Genomic DNA, 17,909 nt, shown 5'->3' on the forward strand with positions numbered 1-17,909 from the left:
CTTGGGCTACGTCCTCCACCGAGCTTAAACATAAAAAATATTTCTTATCCATCGTCCCGATGGATAGCCCTACCAGCTTACACAAACTTCTTGACGCTACCACAGTTGCGCCTATTGCTTAGAATTCTCCTACTTTCGCGAGCATTTCTTGGCAATAAGGTCATCTTGTTCCGTTAAAATTACCGAAAGGCCCTTCTGGAGCAAATAAGGTCTCTAGGTTCCGTTAAAACCAAACCATGTAGGTTTTCGCATAATCTTTGGTTGTACACCATTAATCGACAGCCTCTTAATATCCGCGTTAGCCCAAAGGTTTTTGCTTAATTCTTGAGTCTTCTCACATGCGGTCCTACCCTTATTTAATCCACGTTCCAGTTGGCTATCATCCCTCTCGCCATTTCCATATCGGCTTCTTTCCCTGTAGTAAGTGCGAACTTGGCTACTAGGGCCGGGTAAGCGGCCCATTGTTCGGCGACATGCTCAGACATACGCGGCCAAGTATTGCCCCCTGCTTTCTCATAACGCCTAAGCAAATCCCGCAGCCCCTCATGACCAAAAAGCGCATAAAGGATTACAAAATCTTTGCCCGGGTCTGCAATTTCGGCTTCCGTCCAATCAATTAAGCCCGTTACTTGTTGATTATCATCAACGATAATATGAGGAGGATGCAGATCGCCATGATGAAGCACTGTATACTCCGGCCAGTACGTATCCGTAGATAACCATGCCTTCCATCGATCATACAGCTTGGCGGGAATATTGAAGCTTTGCCGTACTTCCTCGATGTTCGCGGCGAAAGCTTCTCGTGTTTCCGTCGGTGTTTTGTAACGAACACCTGCCCTTGTCGCTTCGCTATGATCGATGTTATGCAATGCCGCTAAGGTGTTTGCTAAAGAATTAAAAAATACATCGGATAATGAATCCTGAGGGAACTTCCATACATAACCGCCCCCCGCCGGATCAACCGTCGCAATGGGATGCCCGCTAAGCAGAGGATAAGCAATAAGCCCGGGAGTAAAGATACGCCAGTTGGGCACATCCACGGGAAGATGTTTGCCAACCACTTTCAGCACCTTCTGCTCATTCCCCGCCCGCTCCCATACGTCCTTACGTCTTGGTTTGCGAAGAACCCACTCCTGGCCATGCTCATCCTTTGCAAATGCGACAAGGAAATCCATGCCGGATTCGTTTATCTCGAAATAATCGGCGTTCAATTGTAGACCATTTTGCTTCGCTATGGTTAGGAGCTCATGCCTTAGATCTCGACCATCGTTAGGTTGTTGTCTTGTCATTAAGAGAACACTCTCCTTTTCGGAAGAAAAAAAAACACAGACATTGTGATGTCTGTGCAGAGGTAAGCGAAATATTGAGTGCCTATGCGTCCGTTAAGCAAATCCCTTTATAATACGCAAAAATAACCACTCTTAAACAGAGTGACCATTACGAAAAGGCGGACTCACGCGAAGCAGGCAAACTATCCCGGCTACTCTGCACAAGACAGAGGAGAAATAACCATTACAATTATTCGCAATGATTTCTCAAACCAGGATTAATCTACCACACGTAACCCTCCATTCGTAATATAACACCATATTATCATATTCAGCTCAAGCTATCCAACATTTTTATAACACCACACCAGCTGATTTGATCGCGGCCCACTGTTCATTAAGAGCGGCTAAAGTTATAGCAGCGGGTTGCCAGATATCCGAAAGCATGGGAGAAAGCAAGATTGGCCATTAATTCCAAACAGCCCGTTTTCGCAAAAACATTGATATCGGAAACCAAACATCAATTATTTACGCTTATGATGAAATCGGTTATTTCACGCATTCATGGCATACTGGATACGCACATAGTGAGGATGTTATACCTTGGAACTTATTAGGTCTTAGCCTCTGTCCTTGTATCAACTGTGTGAATTCTCGAAAAACATCTGAATACACAAATTCGACCGGCGGTCTTATTTCTCTACATTGGGCTAACCCTATCCAAGCTGTCGATGAAACAAAGAGAAATTTGTTTGCATTAACGACCGGCTAATTGATGAAGGCATAAATACATACAGCGAGATTTCATCTAGATATAAAACCTTGAAAGACATGTTTCCGTATGAGGAACCGCCTGACCGTGAAATTAAAGAGAAAGAACGATGTGCTGCTATTGTCAGAGAACTAATGAACTTAGAGAAGAAAGCATTGACCACCATCAAAGAAATCCATACTTGTTTGAAATAGTTGTTGCGACACATCTACTAAAGGAGCTGTCGCGCCGCGACAAGCTCCTAGAAAACTCTATCCATTAGATTAGCCAACGGTATCCAGCCTCGCAGGAGTGCACCGCCGTCTGAATGGTTGCCTACGACCAGGTCGCCTCCGTGTCGCCTGATGATTTTCCGGGAAATGGTCAAGCCTAAACCGACGCCTCCCGTTGAACGATTCCTCGATGCTTCGCCACGATATAGGGGTTCAAAAACTCGTTGAAGCTCCTCCGGTGAGAAACCCTCCCCTGTATCCTGAATTGCAAAGGTCACTTGGCTGCCATCCCTTAAGCATTGGATAAAAATCTTGCCATGGCAAGGGGTATGCCTGACCGCATTATCCAACAAGTTGTTCATGGCTCGCTCCAATAAGTGCGAATCGCCCATGACTACGCAGTCCTGTCCAAAATGCTCCACGATTATAGAAATGTGCTTCTGCCTTGCCAGAGGATTCAGGCTGTCTATAGACTTCTGTAATACAAGGGGAAGATCAACCGTGCTCTCTTGGAGCTCCGCCTCCAAATATTCTGTCTTAGTGAAAGTAAAAAGCTCCTCCACCAGGCGGTCCAATTGGGCCGACTTTTCCTTACAAACCGCCACATACTTTGCGATTTTATCCGGGGAGTGAGCAATGCCTTGCTCCAGACCATCCAAATAACCTCGTAAAGCGAATAAGGGCGTCCGTAAATCATGGGCAACCGCAGTAATGACAAATCGGCGTTCTTCTTCCAATGCCACTTGTTTCTGAATGGATTCTTGGAGACTCTCTACCATCTGTGTAAATCCGTCACGGACTTCAGTAATTTCGGTGACCCGGAACAAAGGCAGGCGGACATCCAAATCCCCCTCCGCGATTTGCCGAACCCCCAGGCTCATTTGCTCAAGAGGCTTGAGAATGAACCTTCGCATCGCATAACCGACAATAATAAAGGCCAGCAGCAATCCTGCGAATGCCGCGATCATCTGTACCCCTCTTGAATTCGGCTGGTAAATGATTACCCTCCCGAGTACGCGTCCGTCCTGAAGGATCGAAAATTGTTCCGTTCGAAGCAATGTACGATTCCGTTCCGGGGTGAATTGAACAATTTCCTGATTGGTTTCGGATAAAATAGCCACACCCATGCCGCTTTCCTGCAACTGTCCTCTCAATTGGTCCTGCCAAACAGGGTCGGCCCAGTTTTCCACATTCGTTTCTATGAGACGGATCGTCTTGGCCAAGTCTCTTTTTTGAGAATCATTCATGTCGAAGCTGAGCGTCTTTGTTTCAATCAAGTGTGCGGTTACGTAAAATAACCATGGCAGCAGGAGGATCAAGAACAAGCTGAGAATGGTAAACGTACGAATGCGAATTGTCTTCATTTCATTCTCCTCTGAAGCGGTAGCCTATACCCCATACGTTGACTATATATTGTGGGTGGACCGGGTCGGGTTCCATTTTCTCACGAAGTCTACTAATATGAACTCGAACGGTATGCTTGTCACCCACTCCATCCCAAAATTTGTCTAGTAATTGGTCGTATGAAAAAACATATTGCGGATGTTCGGCAAACAATCTCAGCAGATCATATTCTTTCGGTGTAAGCGCGATGCTCTGCCCGTCCACGAAAACTTCTCTCGTAGATAAATCCAAAGTAAGGCGTCCATAGTCCAAGACCCTCCTATCGGATCCCATCGGAGAACTGGAGCGTCGTAATACAGCCTTCACTCTGGCCACAATCTCTCCCGGCGAAGCGGTTTTAACTATATAGTCATCTCCTCCAATCGCCAGACCGCGAATCTTGTCTACATCATCGCTGCGAGCACTCAGGAAAAGAATAGGTATGTTGCTTTCCGTGCGGATCTCCCTACATAACTCGAAACCGTTTTGTCCAGGCATCATAATGTCCAGTACGATGCAATGAATGGTCCTCTGCTTAAGTACAGCTAATGCCTGAGCGGCATCATAAGAAGTTTCCACACGAAAACCGTCATTCTCCAGGAAGTCCCTCAATAGTTCGGCAATGCTTTGGTCATCATCGACGACTAGAACCGTCTGTAATTCCTTCATGAACTCCCCCCACCTTTCCCTCCGATGACACTCACCGTTTACTATCCATCCATCCAAGTTCATTTTTAGTTTATCATTTTTTCAATAGGGAATTAGCAACGTTATAGTTTTATGAATGGATTGTGATGGTTTTGTGATAGTTTCGGACCATCGTTTGAGACAATTAAAGGTTATTGTTTCATTATGAATCGATCGTCGGATATCCGCTGCGAATCGAATGCAATGCAATGTTTCGCCTGCATGAAAGGAGAGAACAGATCATGAATGTGCAAATTGTTTTGTTTGATGGATTTGATTTATTGGATGCTCTTGCACCCTATGAAGTATTTACTGCTGCTGCCATGTACTCCAACGAGGAAATAACCGTTGACCTTGTGTCCGCTGAAGGGGCGCGAATGGTAACAAGCGGAGTCAATCAGTTACAGCTTCGAGCAAGCAGTAAACTTGATTTATCCCGCAAAGGGATCATCCTTGTTCCGGGAGCCTCCGGCCCTGTTAATGATAATGGACCCGACTCCATCCCGGTCAAATTAAAAAAAGCCTCTGAGACTGAACTAAGTAATCTTCTACAAGAAGCCATCAAGAGATCCGATCTCTTACTTTCCACAGTTTGTGGCGGCTCTCTCATTTTAGCAATGAACGGTTTATTAGAGGGCCGACATGCCGTTACGCATCATATGGGAATGGGCGTTTTGAGTGCTGCTAACGCTATTCCAGTCAACGCCCGTATTGTAGATGATGGCGATCTCGTCACGGGAGGCGGCGTTACTTCGGGGCTCGATGTTGCCCTTTACTTGGTTGAACGAGAATTAGGCCCCCGTATAGCACTCGCTGTGGAACAATTATTTGAATATGAACGGAGGGGGACGGTTTGGAAAGCTGAAGGTAATGAGCCGAAAGAAAGTCAACAAGAAACTCCCCTTGAAGCGACAAGGGAGCCTTCCTCTTTCCAAACCGATAAGAATGTTAATGTTCAAGGGAAATGGGATACTACCATCTCCACTCCTATTGGAAAGCTTTCCGTTGAATTAGATATAACTTCTGAAGATGGACAAATAGCTGGAACGGCAAAGCAAGGAGAAGAAATTGTCCCTATGGACAAACCTGTGTTAGTAGGGAATCAATTAACGTGGTCCATGAAAGTTACCAAGCCCATGCGTCTTACTTTAAAATTTACCGTGTCTATAGATGGAAATAAGATGCACGGTGCAGCCAAAGCCGGAGTCCTTCCCTCATCCAAATTAATTGGACATCGTATTTCTTAAGATGAAGCTTCTCTAGCATTCAACGGAGGAATAAGCCTAATGAAAAAAACCATTGGAATAACCATTCTAATCATCCCGATCATGTGGGTACTTCATACATTTTCAAAAAACTTTATGATTGATCCTGCTTTCGAAAAATTTATTTCTAATAAAGAGCTGATTCTCGCAGATCCATCCCTATGGATATTCATGATTCGTATTCATATATTGCTGGCTATTCTTTCTCTTCTTACGGGACCATTAGGAGTGATTAGAAGAATACGGGTTAAATCTATCCGGTTCCATCGCTGGAATGGCCGATTGTACGTCTTGTCCATCCTTTTAAATTTCATTCCCGGAGTCTATGTTTCGTTCTTTGCCACAGGGGGATGGCCCAGTACAATAGGGTTTCTAATTTTAAATACATTATGGCTTGGAACTACTATTCTTGGTTATTGGTATATCAAGAGACGACAAGTCATCTTGCATAGTCGGTGGATCACTCGAAGCTTCTTTCTCTGCTTTGCGAATATGACGATTTATATCATTGTAGCCATTGCTCATAACGCAATGAATTTCTCCTATGGGACTGCTTATACGATAGCGGTCTGGTTAAGCTGGGTTCTAAATCTGCTTATAGCCGAACTCATAATAAGACAAAAAACATTCTTATAACAACCGACTCTCTGCTTTGCCATTGTTAAGGACGTTGTTTAATTTTTTTTAGCGTTTCTATATCTCCGCTTACGATCGCGCCAATATACTGATTGATGAGCTCGATATCGAAGTCCCACCATTTAATCTCCAAAAATTCTTGAATGACTTCTTGCGAGAAACGTTGTTTTATTTCCCTGGCCGGATTTCCACCGACAACGGTATAGGGTTCAACATCCTTCACGACCACCGCTTCTGCACTGACGATAGACCCGTCACCGATTCGCACCCCCGGCATAATCGTGGCGCGTCTGCCGATCCAGACGTCATTACCGACAACCGTATCTCCTTTTATCGACAATTGATTTAGAGAAGGGGTGTGTTTCTCCCACCCATGTCCGAAAATATTAAACGGAAAGGTAGATCCATCCATCCTGTGGTTGCCGCCATCCATAAGAAATCTGACTTCAGGAGCGATCGAACAGAACTTCCCGATGATCAATTTTGTCCCGATGACCTCATAATGGTACAATACTTGATCTTCGAACAGCTCTCCATCTAATGCATCGTAATAGGAATAGTCCCCTACAATAATGTTAGGCTTTGTGATTGTGTTCTTAATAAACTGTAAGTTGCGATTTCCCGGTATCGGATACTTTTCATTGGGATTTGGCCCTATCATAAGCATGATCTCCTTCACGATTATTTTTATTCCTTGATCCGTCGAATTCCTCGCACGATTTGATCCCTCTCACACTCTTTCAGTGAATATAGTACAGGTGCCATAGGAATGTCGAACTTCAGATGAGAATGAGGGATTTCCGTCAATAAAGTTCCAATGGGTTGTTGACTATTCTTACTACGTATAACGTTCCAGAAAATTCTGGACCTATTTTCCTCGGTCCCCCATTTTTCAAGCGAGTTGCGAAATAGCAGACATTTCCCGATTACGAAATCATTCTCCTTGAGGGGCTCCGTTGCTTCGAACCCGGCGTCTTCAAGGCTATCGAAGAGTGCAGGCATCAACTGGTCCAAATAGCGCCCATAGGCAGCATCCTCGATTTCACGAAAAGCGATCGTTAGTTCATCAAGCATCGAATCGTATAATGTCTTCCATACCGATTCGATATACTGATTACCTGCCCCGCCAATCTCCTCAATGGTCATGTCGTAACGGAATACTGGTTTTACTGTCATACATACTCCCCCTTAATTGGATTATCTCCATCATACAACATGAAAGCAAATTGGAAGGTTTAGGGGATAAGTTTGCAGGAAATCAATGAATAATCCAGAATAACATTACAACGGTTTTAATGTTTGCGCATTTTGTTACGAAGGTGGAATAACATGGGCTTACGACCAAAAAAACTGGCAGAAAAATACGGGTTAAGCGGCAGCACCCTGCGGAACTACGAAGCGAAGGGGTTAATACCTCCTGCAGATCGATCCGCAAATGGATATCGTATGTATACGGAACGGCATGAAGCTTATCTGGCATGTATTCAAGCCATGGCTGCCGCATTCGGTATGGAAGTAACGAGCGAGGTGATGCATTGTCTTGGGCGAAATGAGTTGGACGATGCATTGTGGATCGTCAGGGATAGGGAGGTCATGCTGCATCGGGAAAAAGCAAGATTAGATCAACTGGTAAGGGAGTTGAAATCATTTTCTGAAGTCAGTCAAGCTTACGACTTTAACCAACATTTCAGCATCCACGAGGTTTCCAGACGGACAGGGGCACCTAAATCGGCAATCCGTTACTGGGAGAAAAGCGGCCTGTTCACTACTGAGCGAGACCCTGATAACGAATACCGTCTTTACAATGAAGCGCATCTCTTTAAAATTAGGATGATTCAGGTACTGCAGAGCTCTGTTTATTCCGAGGAAACCGTAAACTTAAAAAAATCCATTGCACTCTTAGATGTAGAGAACATCGAGCATGCGATGAAGCTTGCTGAAAGTATCCAAGCTCACCTGCACAAAACGATCAAACTCCAGATGCGGGCTCTCTACTTTCTATATCGCTTGATTCAAACATTAGGCTTTACGGAAACAACCGAGGCCCATCTTTAATCGTGTCTCCAGTGCTGGATCAAAAGTCCTCTCTGTACAATTCAATATACTTCATTAGTTCAGCTACACCCTTAAATTGTGCCCTTAGTTTATGGTTTAATCTTTGGAGCGCAAACTGGAACGATTGATCTATTTTTGTTAAACGATTGGTTTCCAGGTCATTTAGAAGGTCTTTCAAGTTTTCAATATAATAAATGGTTTTTCTTAAGCTGCTAATCACCAAGATCTTACGCAGCTCTGATACGGTGAACATTCTATACCCATTTTCTTTGTCCCGCGTTGAGGTAATCAATCCTTCCTTTTCCCAATGCCTGATAGCGGAGGTGTTGACTCCGGCCATTTCCGCTACCTTTCCTATAGTCATTGAATCCGTCAACTTAACATTCCTATATTCCTTAAAATCAGCCTTCTTGACCATACCCAGTATTTCTTCAACTCTTTGTTTCTCTAATTGAATAAGGTGCAGTTGATTATTTACCATCCAAAGTGCATTCGTAATATCGCCATTCTTGATTTGCCTCATGGCATCATAGACCACCGGTATATCATATCCAACCAATAAAGATCGAATGGCAGCAAAAGCTTGAAAATGCACGAGCGTATAGTATCTATGGTTGCCTGCCGTTCTCGGTACATCAGGAATTAAGCCCTGCTCCTCGTATCTCCTTAATGTGGTAGTGCTTACGTTCAATTCATTAGCCACTTGAGTAGGCGTATATGTACTTTCCATAGTCTCCCCCTTCAAAAATTAAAGTGAAACCTTCAAGTGCTACGTTAACATACAAACTTCAAATCTCTAATCCTATCGTTGGCTCGACATGAAAAACCGAAAGATTGCATCAATGTTGTATGTTATTAGTATAAACAAGTTGGGAGGGATCCTGATGAAAAAAATGATAACCTTAAATGATGGCTCCAAATTAGAGGTTGGCTTAACTGGAAATTCCTCCGGTAAAGTAATTATGCTGCCCATAGCGAAAAGGTCCGTTTATGGTCAGGAAGCTGAAAACTTAAAATGGTGGGGCGTAGATCCTGAGCTGGGAAAAAACTTTGTTGATGGGCTCTCTGATGAGTTTCAGGTTCTGTATTTTGATTATGAAGGTCACCGTTTAGAGCATCCACAGCCACATGACCTGACACCGGAAAATATTTCAAAAGATTTAATGCACATAGCCGATGAAATGAATGTCGGGAAATTTAGCTATTATGGCTACTCCTGGCTGGCTTTAGTTGGATTACAGCTGGCCATCCGAACCAATCGATTGGAAAGTTTAATTATGGGAGGATTCCCGCCGTATGAAGGGCCGTATAAAGAAATGATGGCCGTAACGACAAAGACTTACGAGCAAGCCTTAGGTAATCGAACCAACAATCAACCCATCTCTGAATATCAAATGGAGGAAAATGCCCCTGGAGAATTCGACTGGAATAACATCCAGGTGCAGATGGATCCAGATCAAACCAAACAATTTTTCACAATGTATAGAAGCTTAATGGATTTCGACGACAAGAAAATTCAAAATGAACTGAGCATTCCCAGACTTACATTCGCCGGAGAAAAAGATACGATTGTTTATGGAGAGAACTTTGGCAATGTATCTGTCGATATCATCGGTTTATTGCAAAAAAATGAAAAGATATTAAAACAGCTTGGCTGGGACGTAGAAATATTAAGGGGAGAGGACATGGACCATACAAAAGCAATGCAGCCTGCAGCCGTTCTGCCCTTGATTAAACCTTGGTTAATTGACAAGTTATTGACCTAGTGCAGTTCAGTAAAGAGCTAATCGGTTTTAATATCGACGTAGCTCTTTCCGCATTCTCCACTGGGCTTGGGTCCTTTATGATGAAAATGGATGGATTTTCAAGGAAGAATAGAGTTAAATTGCTTCAATAGTGTGAAATTTGAAAACTAGATGGATTTCATACAGTTAGATTTCTATATTCAGAAGAAATATGGAAACTAACTGGAAAACCTACAGCTAGTTTGCGCCAAAACAGCCGTTTCGCCCAAAGTTGCCCATTTTAACTGTAGTTTATCCAGTTAGTTTGATCATTTTCGCCCATTCGCTTGAATCTACCTGTACAAAATACAGTTAGACGTGCCGCTCCGCTTGCAACGATGCCTGCAGACGGTAAAATAGACGGATTTTCAAGGTAGTTGTCAGTAATTATTATTATCGTCTCCCGCTAGTTGACGATTATGGAGTATTCAGCAGCTTAAATTACTCCATAATCGTATAATCTGCATATGGCCTCTAGGGTAATTCGACCACGCCACTCCAATTCGGAAACAGGCCCTGGAGCTTCCCAACTAATAGGCCACCCGCCATCCGGCAATTGTTGTTTCGTAAGTTAATTGGTCTATCCTTATCCGCTTCCGCTTGGATTTCACCGAATACTTCCAAACCATGTAAGTATTCTCTTATTGTATCATTAAGCTTAACTGCCTGTTAGTTCAGAAAGGGGATTGCATAAATAAACGCCAAGGCACTGCCGCCCCTTGATATCTCGATGCATCTAGATCTCTTATCCAACCCCGTTGAAATAGGCATTGTCCGGCTCCTCTATGTGTGCTAGAATGGGTACTTATTAAAGAAGTTTAATAAGTTATGGTGGTGAAGATCATCAAGCGGCCTTTTGTTAATCCGAAAATGATGGGCGAAATGATTCGCCATCAGATTCGTGCAACACTCTACAGCGTTAAGGAATCGACCAAGGTTGAGCTTGCTCAGAGCACGGGCATCAGCTTTCCTACTATTAGTAAGACTCTCGATGAAATGAATGATTCCGGAGAGGTGCTGCTAACGGGGTTGGGCTTGTCCAGCGGCGGCAGACGGCCGAAAACCTATAAGTTGAACCCCGACTATATGACGGGTCTTGCCGTATGCCTGGAGAAAGATTTCTCCTCCTACTTAATACTCAACTACGAGGGAGACATCATCGGCCGGGAGACGCTTCCCGGTGTGCTGCAAGCCGGTCCGGAGCTCTTGACCGAACAAATCGAGATATTTCTGGCACGGTTCCCCTCCATGCGTGTTCTTACGCTGGGCGTCCCCGGCGCGGTGAATAACGGCCGCGTGTCCCACATGCCAGATTACGAGAGGTTTAAAGATTTCAACTTCAGGACCTTTTACGAAGAGCGGTTTTCCCTTCGGGTCCAGGTTGAAAATGACATGAATACCACGGTTATCGGCTATTATGACTCCATAGGCAGCGATGACTCGCTCTCTCTTGTGTACTTATACTTGGGCAAGAACGGACCGGGTGCCGGTATTATTGTAAATGGGCATGTTGTGAGAGGCGGAACCTTTTTTTCAGGTGAGGTTTCCTACGTGCCGCTATCCGATACGCAGAACTTCATGCAGATGATTGATGCTGCTTCTGCCATACAGGACAGCAATCAGAGCCGTTCGAAGCTTATGGAGGCTATAAGTCGTCTCGTCGCCGTCTTCACAGCCACTATCAATCCGCATATCATCATTTTCTGCAGCACGGAGCTAACTAACCTTGATCTGGTGCAAATCCGAAACAGGGGCGCTTCGCTGGTGCCGGAAGAGAATCTGCCGAAGCTTGTTGTTAGCGACTGGAAGCAGGATTATTTTCACGGACTGCATCAATTAACCGTAGGAAGTATGCTGGCAGCGGATTAAGGACTGCCGGTTTAGGAGGAAATACATGAACCATTCATTAGACCGTCGTCAAATTCATTTATGGCGTATCGCCATTTATTTCATTTTTGCACTGCCCGGGTTCACCATAGCATCATGGGTTTCGCGTACGCCGGCGATTCGGGATACTCTAGGGGCAACAACGGCGCAGATGGGCTGGATTATTTTTGGAATGGCCGTTGGCTCTATCATCGGTCTACTGGTTGCCAGTCATCTTATTGCTCATAAGGGCGGACGCTTTGTCATGGTCGCGGGCTTGATGATCAGCTGCGTTGGACTTGTAGTCATAGGTCTGGGCGGGTCATGGCTGGCTAACGGCATCACCGTGTTTGTCGGGTTGGCCGTCTTCGGCTTCGGGAACGGAATATGCGATGTGGCGATGAACGTTGAGGGAACGGCCGTGGAGAGAGCTGCTCATAAGTCGCTCCTAACCGGTTTTCATGCCGCCTTCAGCGTAGGTACGCTGCTTGGCGCATTGGCCGGATCGGCTGCCATTAAGGCCGGTATATCGGTCCCTGTCCACATGGCGATTGCCGTGGTAGTTATCATTCTGTCGATTCTATTTCTATACCGTCTCGTACCTGCGGGCACCGGGAAGGAGACTGCCGGCGATACGATGGCTCCGCCAATGAGCGCCAGGGAACGCATGTCCGTATGGAAAGAGCGGCGTACGGTTCTGATCGGAATCATTGTGTTTGGAATGGCTTTTGCGGAGGGCTCCGCCAATGACTGGCTGCCGCTTATTATGGTGGACGGCTACAAGACTACGCCTGCCATGGGATCATTCGCTTTCGGCCTATTTGTGGCCGCGATGACGATTGGCCGGGCATCAGGCGACATGCTGCTTGACCGGTTCGGCAGAGTGGCCGTTCTGCGGGCATCTGCGCTTCTAGCGATTGCGGGACTGCTTATCGTTATATTGGGGCAGAATTACACAGTAGCTGCGCTCGGAATTGTGCTTTGGGGACTTGGCGCGGCATTTGGCTTTCCGGTGGGGTTATCCGCTGCCGGAGACGATCCGCGCGGAGTTGCGGCAAGAGTAAGCGCAGTAGCGACGGTCGGTTACCTCGCATCCCTGGTCGGGCCGCCTTTTCTGGGGCTTATCGGCGAATCGGTCGGCCTGCTTCGCGCCCTGTTTATTGTGCTTATCGCGGTAACCGCCGCCGGGTTGCTGTCACAAGCGGCGAAGCCCATTGGTGAGCAGAAGCAAAATCCATGAAACGGGAATCGGACGGGTTAGTTAAGAAAAGGCAGCTGATCAAAAAAGGTCGGCTGCCTTCAATGTTTTTAAACCTTCAAGAGGGTAAGGATTGTTGAAGCGTCAATTACTCAAACTGCTAAACGGTCCATTTATACTACATCTGAATCGACTCAATCATCTCTTGAACGGCCTTCTGCCAATCGTCCTTCTCATTGGCTGGAGCAGTAAAATCAATCTCAAGAAGTGCGCCGTCTAATTCTGCCCAAGCCACGAAATGATAAGTACCTTCACCCTTCTTGGAGGGAATAATGACTTCATTGATCGCAATGTGCTTCCCATGAACGAGCTGCGTCTCATCCTTCAACCACTCTAGCTTGTCTCCTTCACTGTCTTGTTCCATAACTGCCCTCATCTTCAATCGTGCCCCATCGATTCCAGCATCGCTCATCATTTGCTCCGGATCATGCTTCATCTCGAGCTTAACTTTGTTATGGCTATCCGTATAGACGAGCTTCGCGTTCGATGTCTCATTCGATTGTACCTCTAATCCCTGTGGAAGCTTCAGTGACATCTTGTTCGAGAACACTTTGGTCATTCCTGGCTCAGCAGCCTCATTTTCCGTATGGTTATTATCCTTTTCCTCTTGACCTTGCTCCTGTTGCTCATGCTCCGCAGTCAATGCGGCCCTGTTCTCCCCAGCCTCCTTCTCTTTGCTGCCTGGGAAACTGCAAGCAGAAATACTTGCTGTTATAACGGCGGTTATCAAACATACAGCTATCCATTTTCTCACTTTGAATTATTCCTTTCTTTTCGGATTTCAATTTGGAATTTGAATTGCCGTCTACTCATTTAAGTAGGTTGTTACACGGTTTGCGACCAATTCCGCAACCGCTTGTGCCGATTTCTGACCGTTAAAATAAGCCTTCGCTTCCTCTTCAATGATTTGTTGAATCTTCGACTCATTCTTTTGCGGCGTGGTCGCATCGGCCAGCATCTGCTTGATCATGTCGATGTCTGCCTTCTGGACCGGGATCACGGATCCCAAGGGCGACTCGATAGCGCCTTTGTCTTCAAGATCCTTTAACGTCTTCTCGTTTACCTTTTTATTGAGAGAAAACCCTTGTAATCCAGGCATGGTCTGCATTTCTTCGGACAATAAGAACTTCAAGAAATCCCACGCTTCCGCCTGCACTTTCGAATTCCTATTTATTCCTAAGTTCTTATGCATCAAGAAGGTGACTCCTGCCTGCTGCCCGGCAGCGAGCGGCTTGCGATAGATCTTCCCTTGCTCATAGAACATCGCAGGCCCTTCGAAATAATCTTCAGGCGATAGGATCAAAGCAGGTGCAAAAAAATAATCTCCTGCATTAACTTCCGCATCCGTAACCACCTTTTCCGCATACATCGTTTTCACTTGCTCCATCAGTCCAACGAATGCACTGGTATCGAAGCTGGCAGGGCGCTTCTCTTCATGGACAATGCGAGTATAGTTGTCGACGAACAGAATGTTCAACATCCGCTCAGGCGGCGTATTCCCCATCGAATACGTGTGCCCGCCGGATGCCGCCAGACGTTTGCCCACCTCTGTGAACTCCCCCCATGTCCACGTGCTGTCATCGAATTTCACGCCGGATTGCTCAATTGCTTTTTTATCGCCCATAAGACTGTCCAGGAAGAACCGCAGTGGCAGCGAATAGAGCCCCCCTCTCATCTTGGCCCCGGCCAGGATATTCATCTCATACAAGTTGGAATCAAAGTCAGGGTCCTGCTTCATCAACTCGCTCAAGTTCACAAGCGCTTGCTTGTCTACGTATTTCTCAACCGGCAGACCGCTCACATCCAGGGCGATCAAATCGGCCCCTTTGCCGGACAATAGCTCTGTATTGGTGGTCTTCACATATTTCTCGAGATCACCTTCTTGATTGGAGCCCTCCCCTCCGCCGTATTCCTTGATTTGAATATCCACACCGGGATGCTGCTCTTCATACTTTTTCTCTGCCAGAGAATACATAGGATCCGCTTGCAATACGGAAAAGACAACGATTTTCTTCCCGTTTTGTTCCTGCTGACCTTCTCGCTTCGCCTCACCGGCCTGTCCGCCGGCACATGCCGCCAACGTCATCGTTATTACAACGATTAAGCTAAGTACACCGCTTTTTTTCATCCTAACCACTCCTCTACATTCTCTATGCGATCGACCGATACGGCCCAAGCGCATTAGACCCTTACGCGTTGACCTTCTGCTAGCGGTTCACTGCTCTCGACAATGATGCGATCCTTCACGGATATCCCTTGTAATACCAGGGTTTCTTGGCCATTCGTCCCCCCTAATTGGACGGGAGCCTTACGAACAATAAAGGTATTGCCCAGCGGACCTGAATGCTCATCGATAACAAGCACATAGCTGTCCTTCCCTTCCCGATGAATCGCTTGGTTCAATACGAGCATGCCACCATCGGTCTTCTCCGATTGTGTCAATTCCACGCTCACGAGGTCATTCGCTTGAACATTCGGATGTTGGACCTTCACAACGACCCGTTGACCCGAATCCGTCTGAGATCCCCCCCCTCCTGCTCCCTCTTGGAGGGGAGTCCCTCCATCAATGCCTGTCATCGGACGAATATCGGTAATGATTCCTTCAACTGGGACACTTACCCCCTCTTGCTCGATCTGAACGTTCATCTTCTCTTCGGTACGCAATTTCCGACCCATGGCATCCGGGATGACAATCTCGAATTGATAGCCTTGCTGGCTACTCGCTAGGCTGATATCCGGCCCGCCGCTCCCCGATGGCAGCTCCGGCGTCGCACGTATCTGTGTCACGACACCGTCGAAAGGCGCGATGATGCGTTTGCGATCAAGCGCCTCCGATTGCATCGCGCTCAATTTCCGCTCCTGAACACCAATGGCTAATCGCGCACTTTCTAATTCCCGCTTCGAGCGGCGCGCCTGTATCTCGTCGTTATTTTGTACGGCTTCAATATAATCATCTTGCAAGTCAACTAACGTTAGCTGCTGTTGTGCAAGGCCCGCCTGTATATCCAGGATTTCCCGCTCAGCAGCAGGATTCTCATAGGTGATTAACGTCTGCCCCTTCGCCACGTGATCCCCCTCTTTCACATGAACCTCCTTAATGGACCATTCCGCCCGGTTCGATAAATCGACATGCTGCCGAGGCATCAGCCTGGCCGTGCCACGCCACGTGGTTACTAACGCTCCTTCCCTCGCTAGTTCTGTTCGCACCTTCGGCAGATTTAACGTCAACAATGTATTGCTCGCCAGGGTAAGGAAAAGGAGCACGCTGAAGAACAGACCGGAGAGCCACAATAGTTTTCGTTTCTTTCTTGCTTCCATCGCTTCTGTAAACCCTGCAGCCATCCTATCCCTCCTCTCCTGAGCTACCCTTTGATCCCCGACATCTGAATCCCTTCGATAAAATAAGACTCCGCATATAAAAACAGGAGAACCATCGGCGTCATATAGATTAGCGATGCGGCAAAGCCGATGCCTTGGGCTTCCTTATGAATTCTGGATAAATAAGCGATAATGGCTGCTTAAACGCATCCTCCAAGAAAATTAAGGGCTGCTCGACCATATTCCAATAATCAACGAAGAGCAAGACGATCAGCGCAGCAATCCCCGGCTTCATCAAAGGCAGCATAATCCGATAGAAAATGCGGTAATGACCGGCGCCATCGAGCTGTGCCGCTTCAACCAGCGCATAGGGAATCGACAGCATAAATTGTCTCAGCATGAACACACCGAATGCCGCGAATATCCCCGGCAGAATAATCGCGCTAGCCATGTTCAGCAATCCCAGCTTGTCGGCAATAATATAATTCGGAACCAAGGTCACCTGGAAAGGCATTAACATCGTCACCAAGTAAACCCGAAACCAGCCTTCTCTCCCCTTGAACCGGAGCTTGGCAAAAGCGTACGCTGCCAGCGCACTTACAACCGTCTGTCCCGCAATGATCGCCACGACCATCGCGACGGAATTCCATAACATGAACAAATACGTCGGCGTATCCAGCAGCACGTTCCCGTACTGCTCGAAGGACAGCCAATCCGGGATGAGCTTCAGATTCACGAATTGTGCAGGCTCCCCTTGCGTAGTGACCGGCATCTTACCAACCAGTTCGTAATTACCGCGAATTTCATGCTCCGTCATGAGCGAGTTTGTGAAAGTAATCACAATAGGAAAAAGCATCATGAGCCCGATACACGCCATCACCAGCGTGACCGGTAGGTTCCGAACGAACCCCCTGTTTTTCATTCTTCCTCCCGTATCATTCCATAAATTGTGTATACCGCTTCTCTAAACCGAAGAAGCATAGTCACGATGATATAGATACCTATCGCCATAAGCGTCGCAGCCGCAGACAGCTTCTGTACATCCATCGCGAGGAACATATTGTTCATAAAATGCTGAAGCGTATAGATGCTGTCATGCGGATAATCTCCTGCGATCAGGTACGTTTCACGGAATATTTTGAACGTATTCATAATCGACATCAGGACGACGAAGACCATCGTCGGCGTCAAATAAACAAGTGTTATTCCATAACATTGGAACCACTAGTACTGGGCATTAAACGCGGACAATGACATTTTCGTAAGGACGGGAGGGGATCGCATCAAAAAAATCCATTGTCCATTCCTTGGGGCAACGATGCTTTAGCAAATTGGGATAAGTTATGTCCTTATAATTGTGTAAAAAGAAAGAGGTCACTAGAATCCCTCATGGTACAATGTTTTC

The 17,909-nt window shown here is 46.3% G+C and carries 15 protein-coding genes and 2 pseudogenes; 6 read left to right on the top strand and 11 right to left on the bottom strand.

Annotated elements, in window-relative coordinates; genetic code table 11:
* Window positions 1-356: 356 nt before the first annotated feature.
* The 3 genes from ACFQ03_RS17245 to ACFQ03_RS17255 all read right to left on the bottom strand — a co-directional run bounded on the left by ACFQ03_RS17245 (window position 357) and on the right by ACFQ03_RS17255 (window position 4,304).
* A complete protein-coding gene (locus tag ACFQ03_RS17245; RefSeq protein ID WP_144937571.1) occupies window positions 357-1,289 on the bottom strand; it encodes a macrolide 2'-phosphotransferase in 933 nt (310 codons plus the stop codon).
* 992 nt (window positions 1,290-2,281) lie between these two features.
* A complete protein-coding gene (locus ACFQ03_RS17250) occupies window positions 2,282-3,616 on the bottom strand; it encodes a sensor histidine kinase (RefSeq protein WP_379289667.1) in 1,335 nt (444 codons plus the stop codon).
* Between the two features lies 1 nt (window position 3,617).
* A complete protein-coding gene (locus ACFQ03_RS17255) occupies window positions 3,618-4,304 on the bottom strand; it encodes a response regulator transcription factor (RefSeq protein ID WP_379289669.1) in 687 nt (228 codons plus the stop codon).
* 260 nt (window positions 4,305-4,564) lie between these two features.
* Here ACFQ03_RS17255 and ACFQ03_RS17260 point away from each other — a divergent pair, with 260 nt between their 5' ends.
* Window positions 4,565-5,569, top strand: coding sequence for a DJ-1/PfpI family protein (locus tag ACFQ03_RS17260; RefSeq protein WP_379289671.1), 1,005 nt, complete (start codon window positions 4,565-4,567; stop codon window positions 5,567-5,569).
* 39 nt (window positions 5,570-5,608) lie between these two features.
* The gene (locus ACFQ03_RS17265; protein ID WP_379289673.1) at window positions 5,609-6,223 is read left to right on the top strand and encodes a DUF2306 domain-containing protein; all 615 of its coding nucleotides are present in this window, start codon (window positions 5,609-5,611) and stop codon (window positions 6,221-6,223) included.
* A 25-nt stretch (window positions 6,224-6,248) separates the two neighbouring features.
* Here ACFQ03_RS17265 and vat(I) read toward each other — a convergent pair whose 3' ends face one another.
* Both vat(I) and ACFQ03_RS17275 read right to left on the bottom strand, forming a co-directional pair.
* Window positions 6,249-6,890: a streptogramin A O-acetyltransferase Vat(I) gene (gene vat(I) / locus ACFQ03_RS17270; protein ID WP_379289694.1), complete on the bottom strand. Its 642-nt coding sequence runs from the start codon at window positions 6,888-6,890 to the stop codon at window positions 6,249-6,251.
* A 20-nt stretch (window positions 6,891-6,910) separates the two neighbouring features.
* Complete coding sequence (locus tag ACFQ03_RS17275) at window positions 6,911-7,399, bottom strand: DUF6022 family protein (protein WP_379289675.1); 489 nt, start codon at window positions 7,397-7,399, stop codon at window positions 6,911-6,913.
* 153 nt (window positions 7,400-7,552) lie between these two features.
* Here ACFQ03_RS17275 and ACFQ03_RS17280 point away from each other — a divergent pair, with 153 nt between their 5' ends.
* Window positions 7,553-8,278: a MerR family transcriptional regulator gene (locus ACFQ03_RS17280; protein ID WP_379289677.1), complete on the top strand. Its 726-nt coding sequence runs from the start codon at window positions 7,553-7,555 to the stop codon at window positions 8,276-8,278.
* Between the two features lie 19 nt (window positions 8,279-8,297).
* Here the strand turns inward: ACFQ03_RS17280 and ACFQ03_RS17285 are convergent, their stop codons facing one another.
* A complete protein-coding gene (locus ACFQ03_RS17285) occupies window positions 8,298-9,008 on the bottom strand; it encodes a MerR family DNA-binding transcriptional regulator (protein WP_379289679.1) in 711 nt (236 codons plus the stop codon).
* 154 nt (window positions 9,009-9,162) lie between these two features.
* Here ACFQ03_RS17285 and ACFQ03_RS17290 point away from each other — a divergent pair, with 154 nt between their 5' ends.
* From ACFQ03_RS17290 to ACFQ03_RS17300, 3 genes are all read left to right on the top strand, one after another.
* Window positions 9,163-10,044, top strand: a complete 882-nt coding sequence (locus ACFQ03_RS17290) for an alpha/beta fold hydrolase (protein WP_379289681.1) — start codon at window positions 9,163-9,165, stop codon at window positions 10,042-10,044.
* A gap of 846 nt (window positions 10,045-10,890) precedes the next feature.
* Complete coding sequence (locus tag ACFQ03_RS17295) at window positions 10,891-11,931, top strand: ROK family protein (RefSeq protein ID WP_379289683.1); 1,041 nt, start codon at window positions 10,891-10,893, stop codon at window positions 11,929-11,931.
* 25 nt (window positions 11,932-11,956) lie between these two features.
* Window positions 11,957-13,168 carry an MFS transporter gene (locus tag ACFQ03_RS17300; RefSeq protein ID WP_379289685.1) on the top strand — a complete coding sequence of 404 codons (1,212 nt, stop codon included), beginning with the start codon at window positions 11,957-11,959 and terminating at the stop codon, window positions 13,166-13,168.
* A 136-nt stretch (window positions 13,169-13,304) separates the two neighbouring features.
* Here the strand turns inward: ACFQ03_RS17300 and ACFQ03_RS17305 are convergent, their stop codons facing one another.
* From ACFQ03_RS17305 to ACFQ03_RS17325, 5 genes and pseudogenes are all read right to left on the bottom strand, one after another.
* Window positions 13,305-13,829: a hypothetical protein gene (locus ACFQ03_RS17305; protein ID WP_379289687.1), complete on the bottom strand. Its 525-nt coding sequence runs from the start codon at window positions 13,827-13,829 to the stop codon at window positions 13,305-13,307.
* Between the two features lie 162 nt (window positions 13,830-13,991).
* A complete protein-coding gene (locus tag ACFQ03_RS17310; RefSeq protein WP_379289690.1) occupies window positions 13,992-15,314 on the bottom strand; it encodes an ABC transporter substrate-binding protein in 1,323 nt (440 codons plus the stop codon).
* A 53-nt stretch (window positions 15,315-15,367) separates the two neighbouring features.
* Window positions 15,368-16,528 (bottom strand): efflux RND transporter periplasmic adaptor subunit, encoded by a 1,161-nt coding sequence (locus ACFQ03_RS17315; protein WP_379289692.1) that lies wholly within the window; start codon window positions 16,526-16,528, stop codon window positions 15,368-15,370.
* Window positions 16,529-16,548: 20 nt separating this feature from the next.
* A pseudogene (locus ACFQ03_RS17320) lies at window positions 16,549-17,426 on the bottom strand (carbohydrate ABC transporter permease).
* Between the two features lie 13 nt (window positions 17,427-17,439).
* Window positions 17,440-17,710 (bottom strand): annotated as a pseudogene (locus ACFQ03_RS17325) (sugar ABC transporter permease); the annotation flags it as partial.
* Window positions 17,711-17,909: the final 199 nt, after the last annotated feature.

The organism is Paenibacillus residui (genome assembly GCF_042677205.1).
In the GTDB taxonomy this organism is placed as follows: Bacteria; Bacillota; Bacilli; order Paenibacillales; family NBRC-103111; genus Paenibacillus_L; species Paenibacillus_L residui.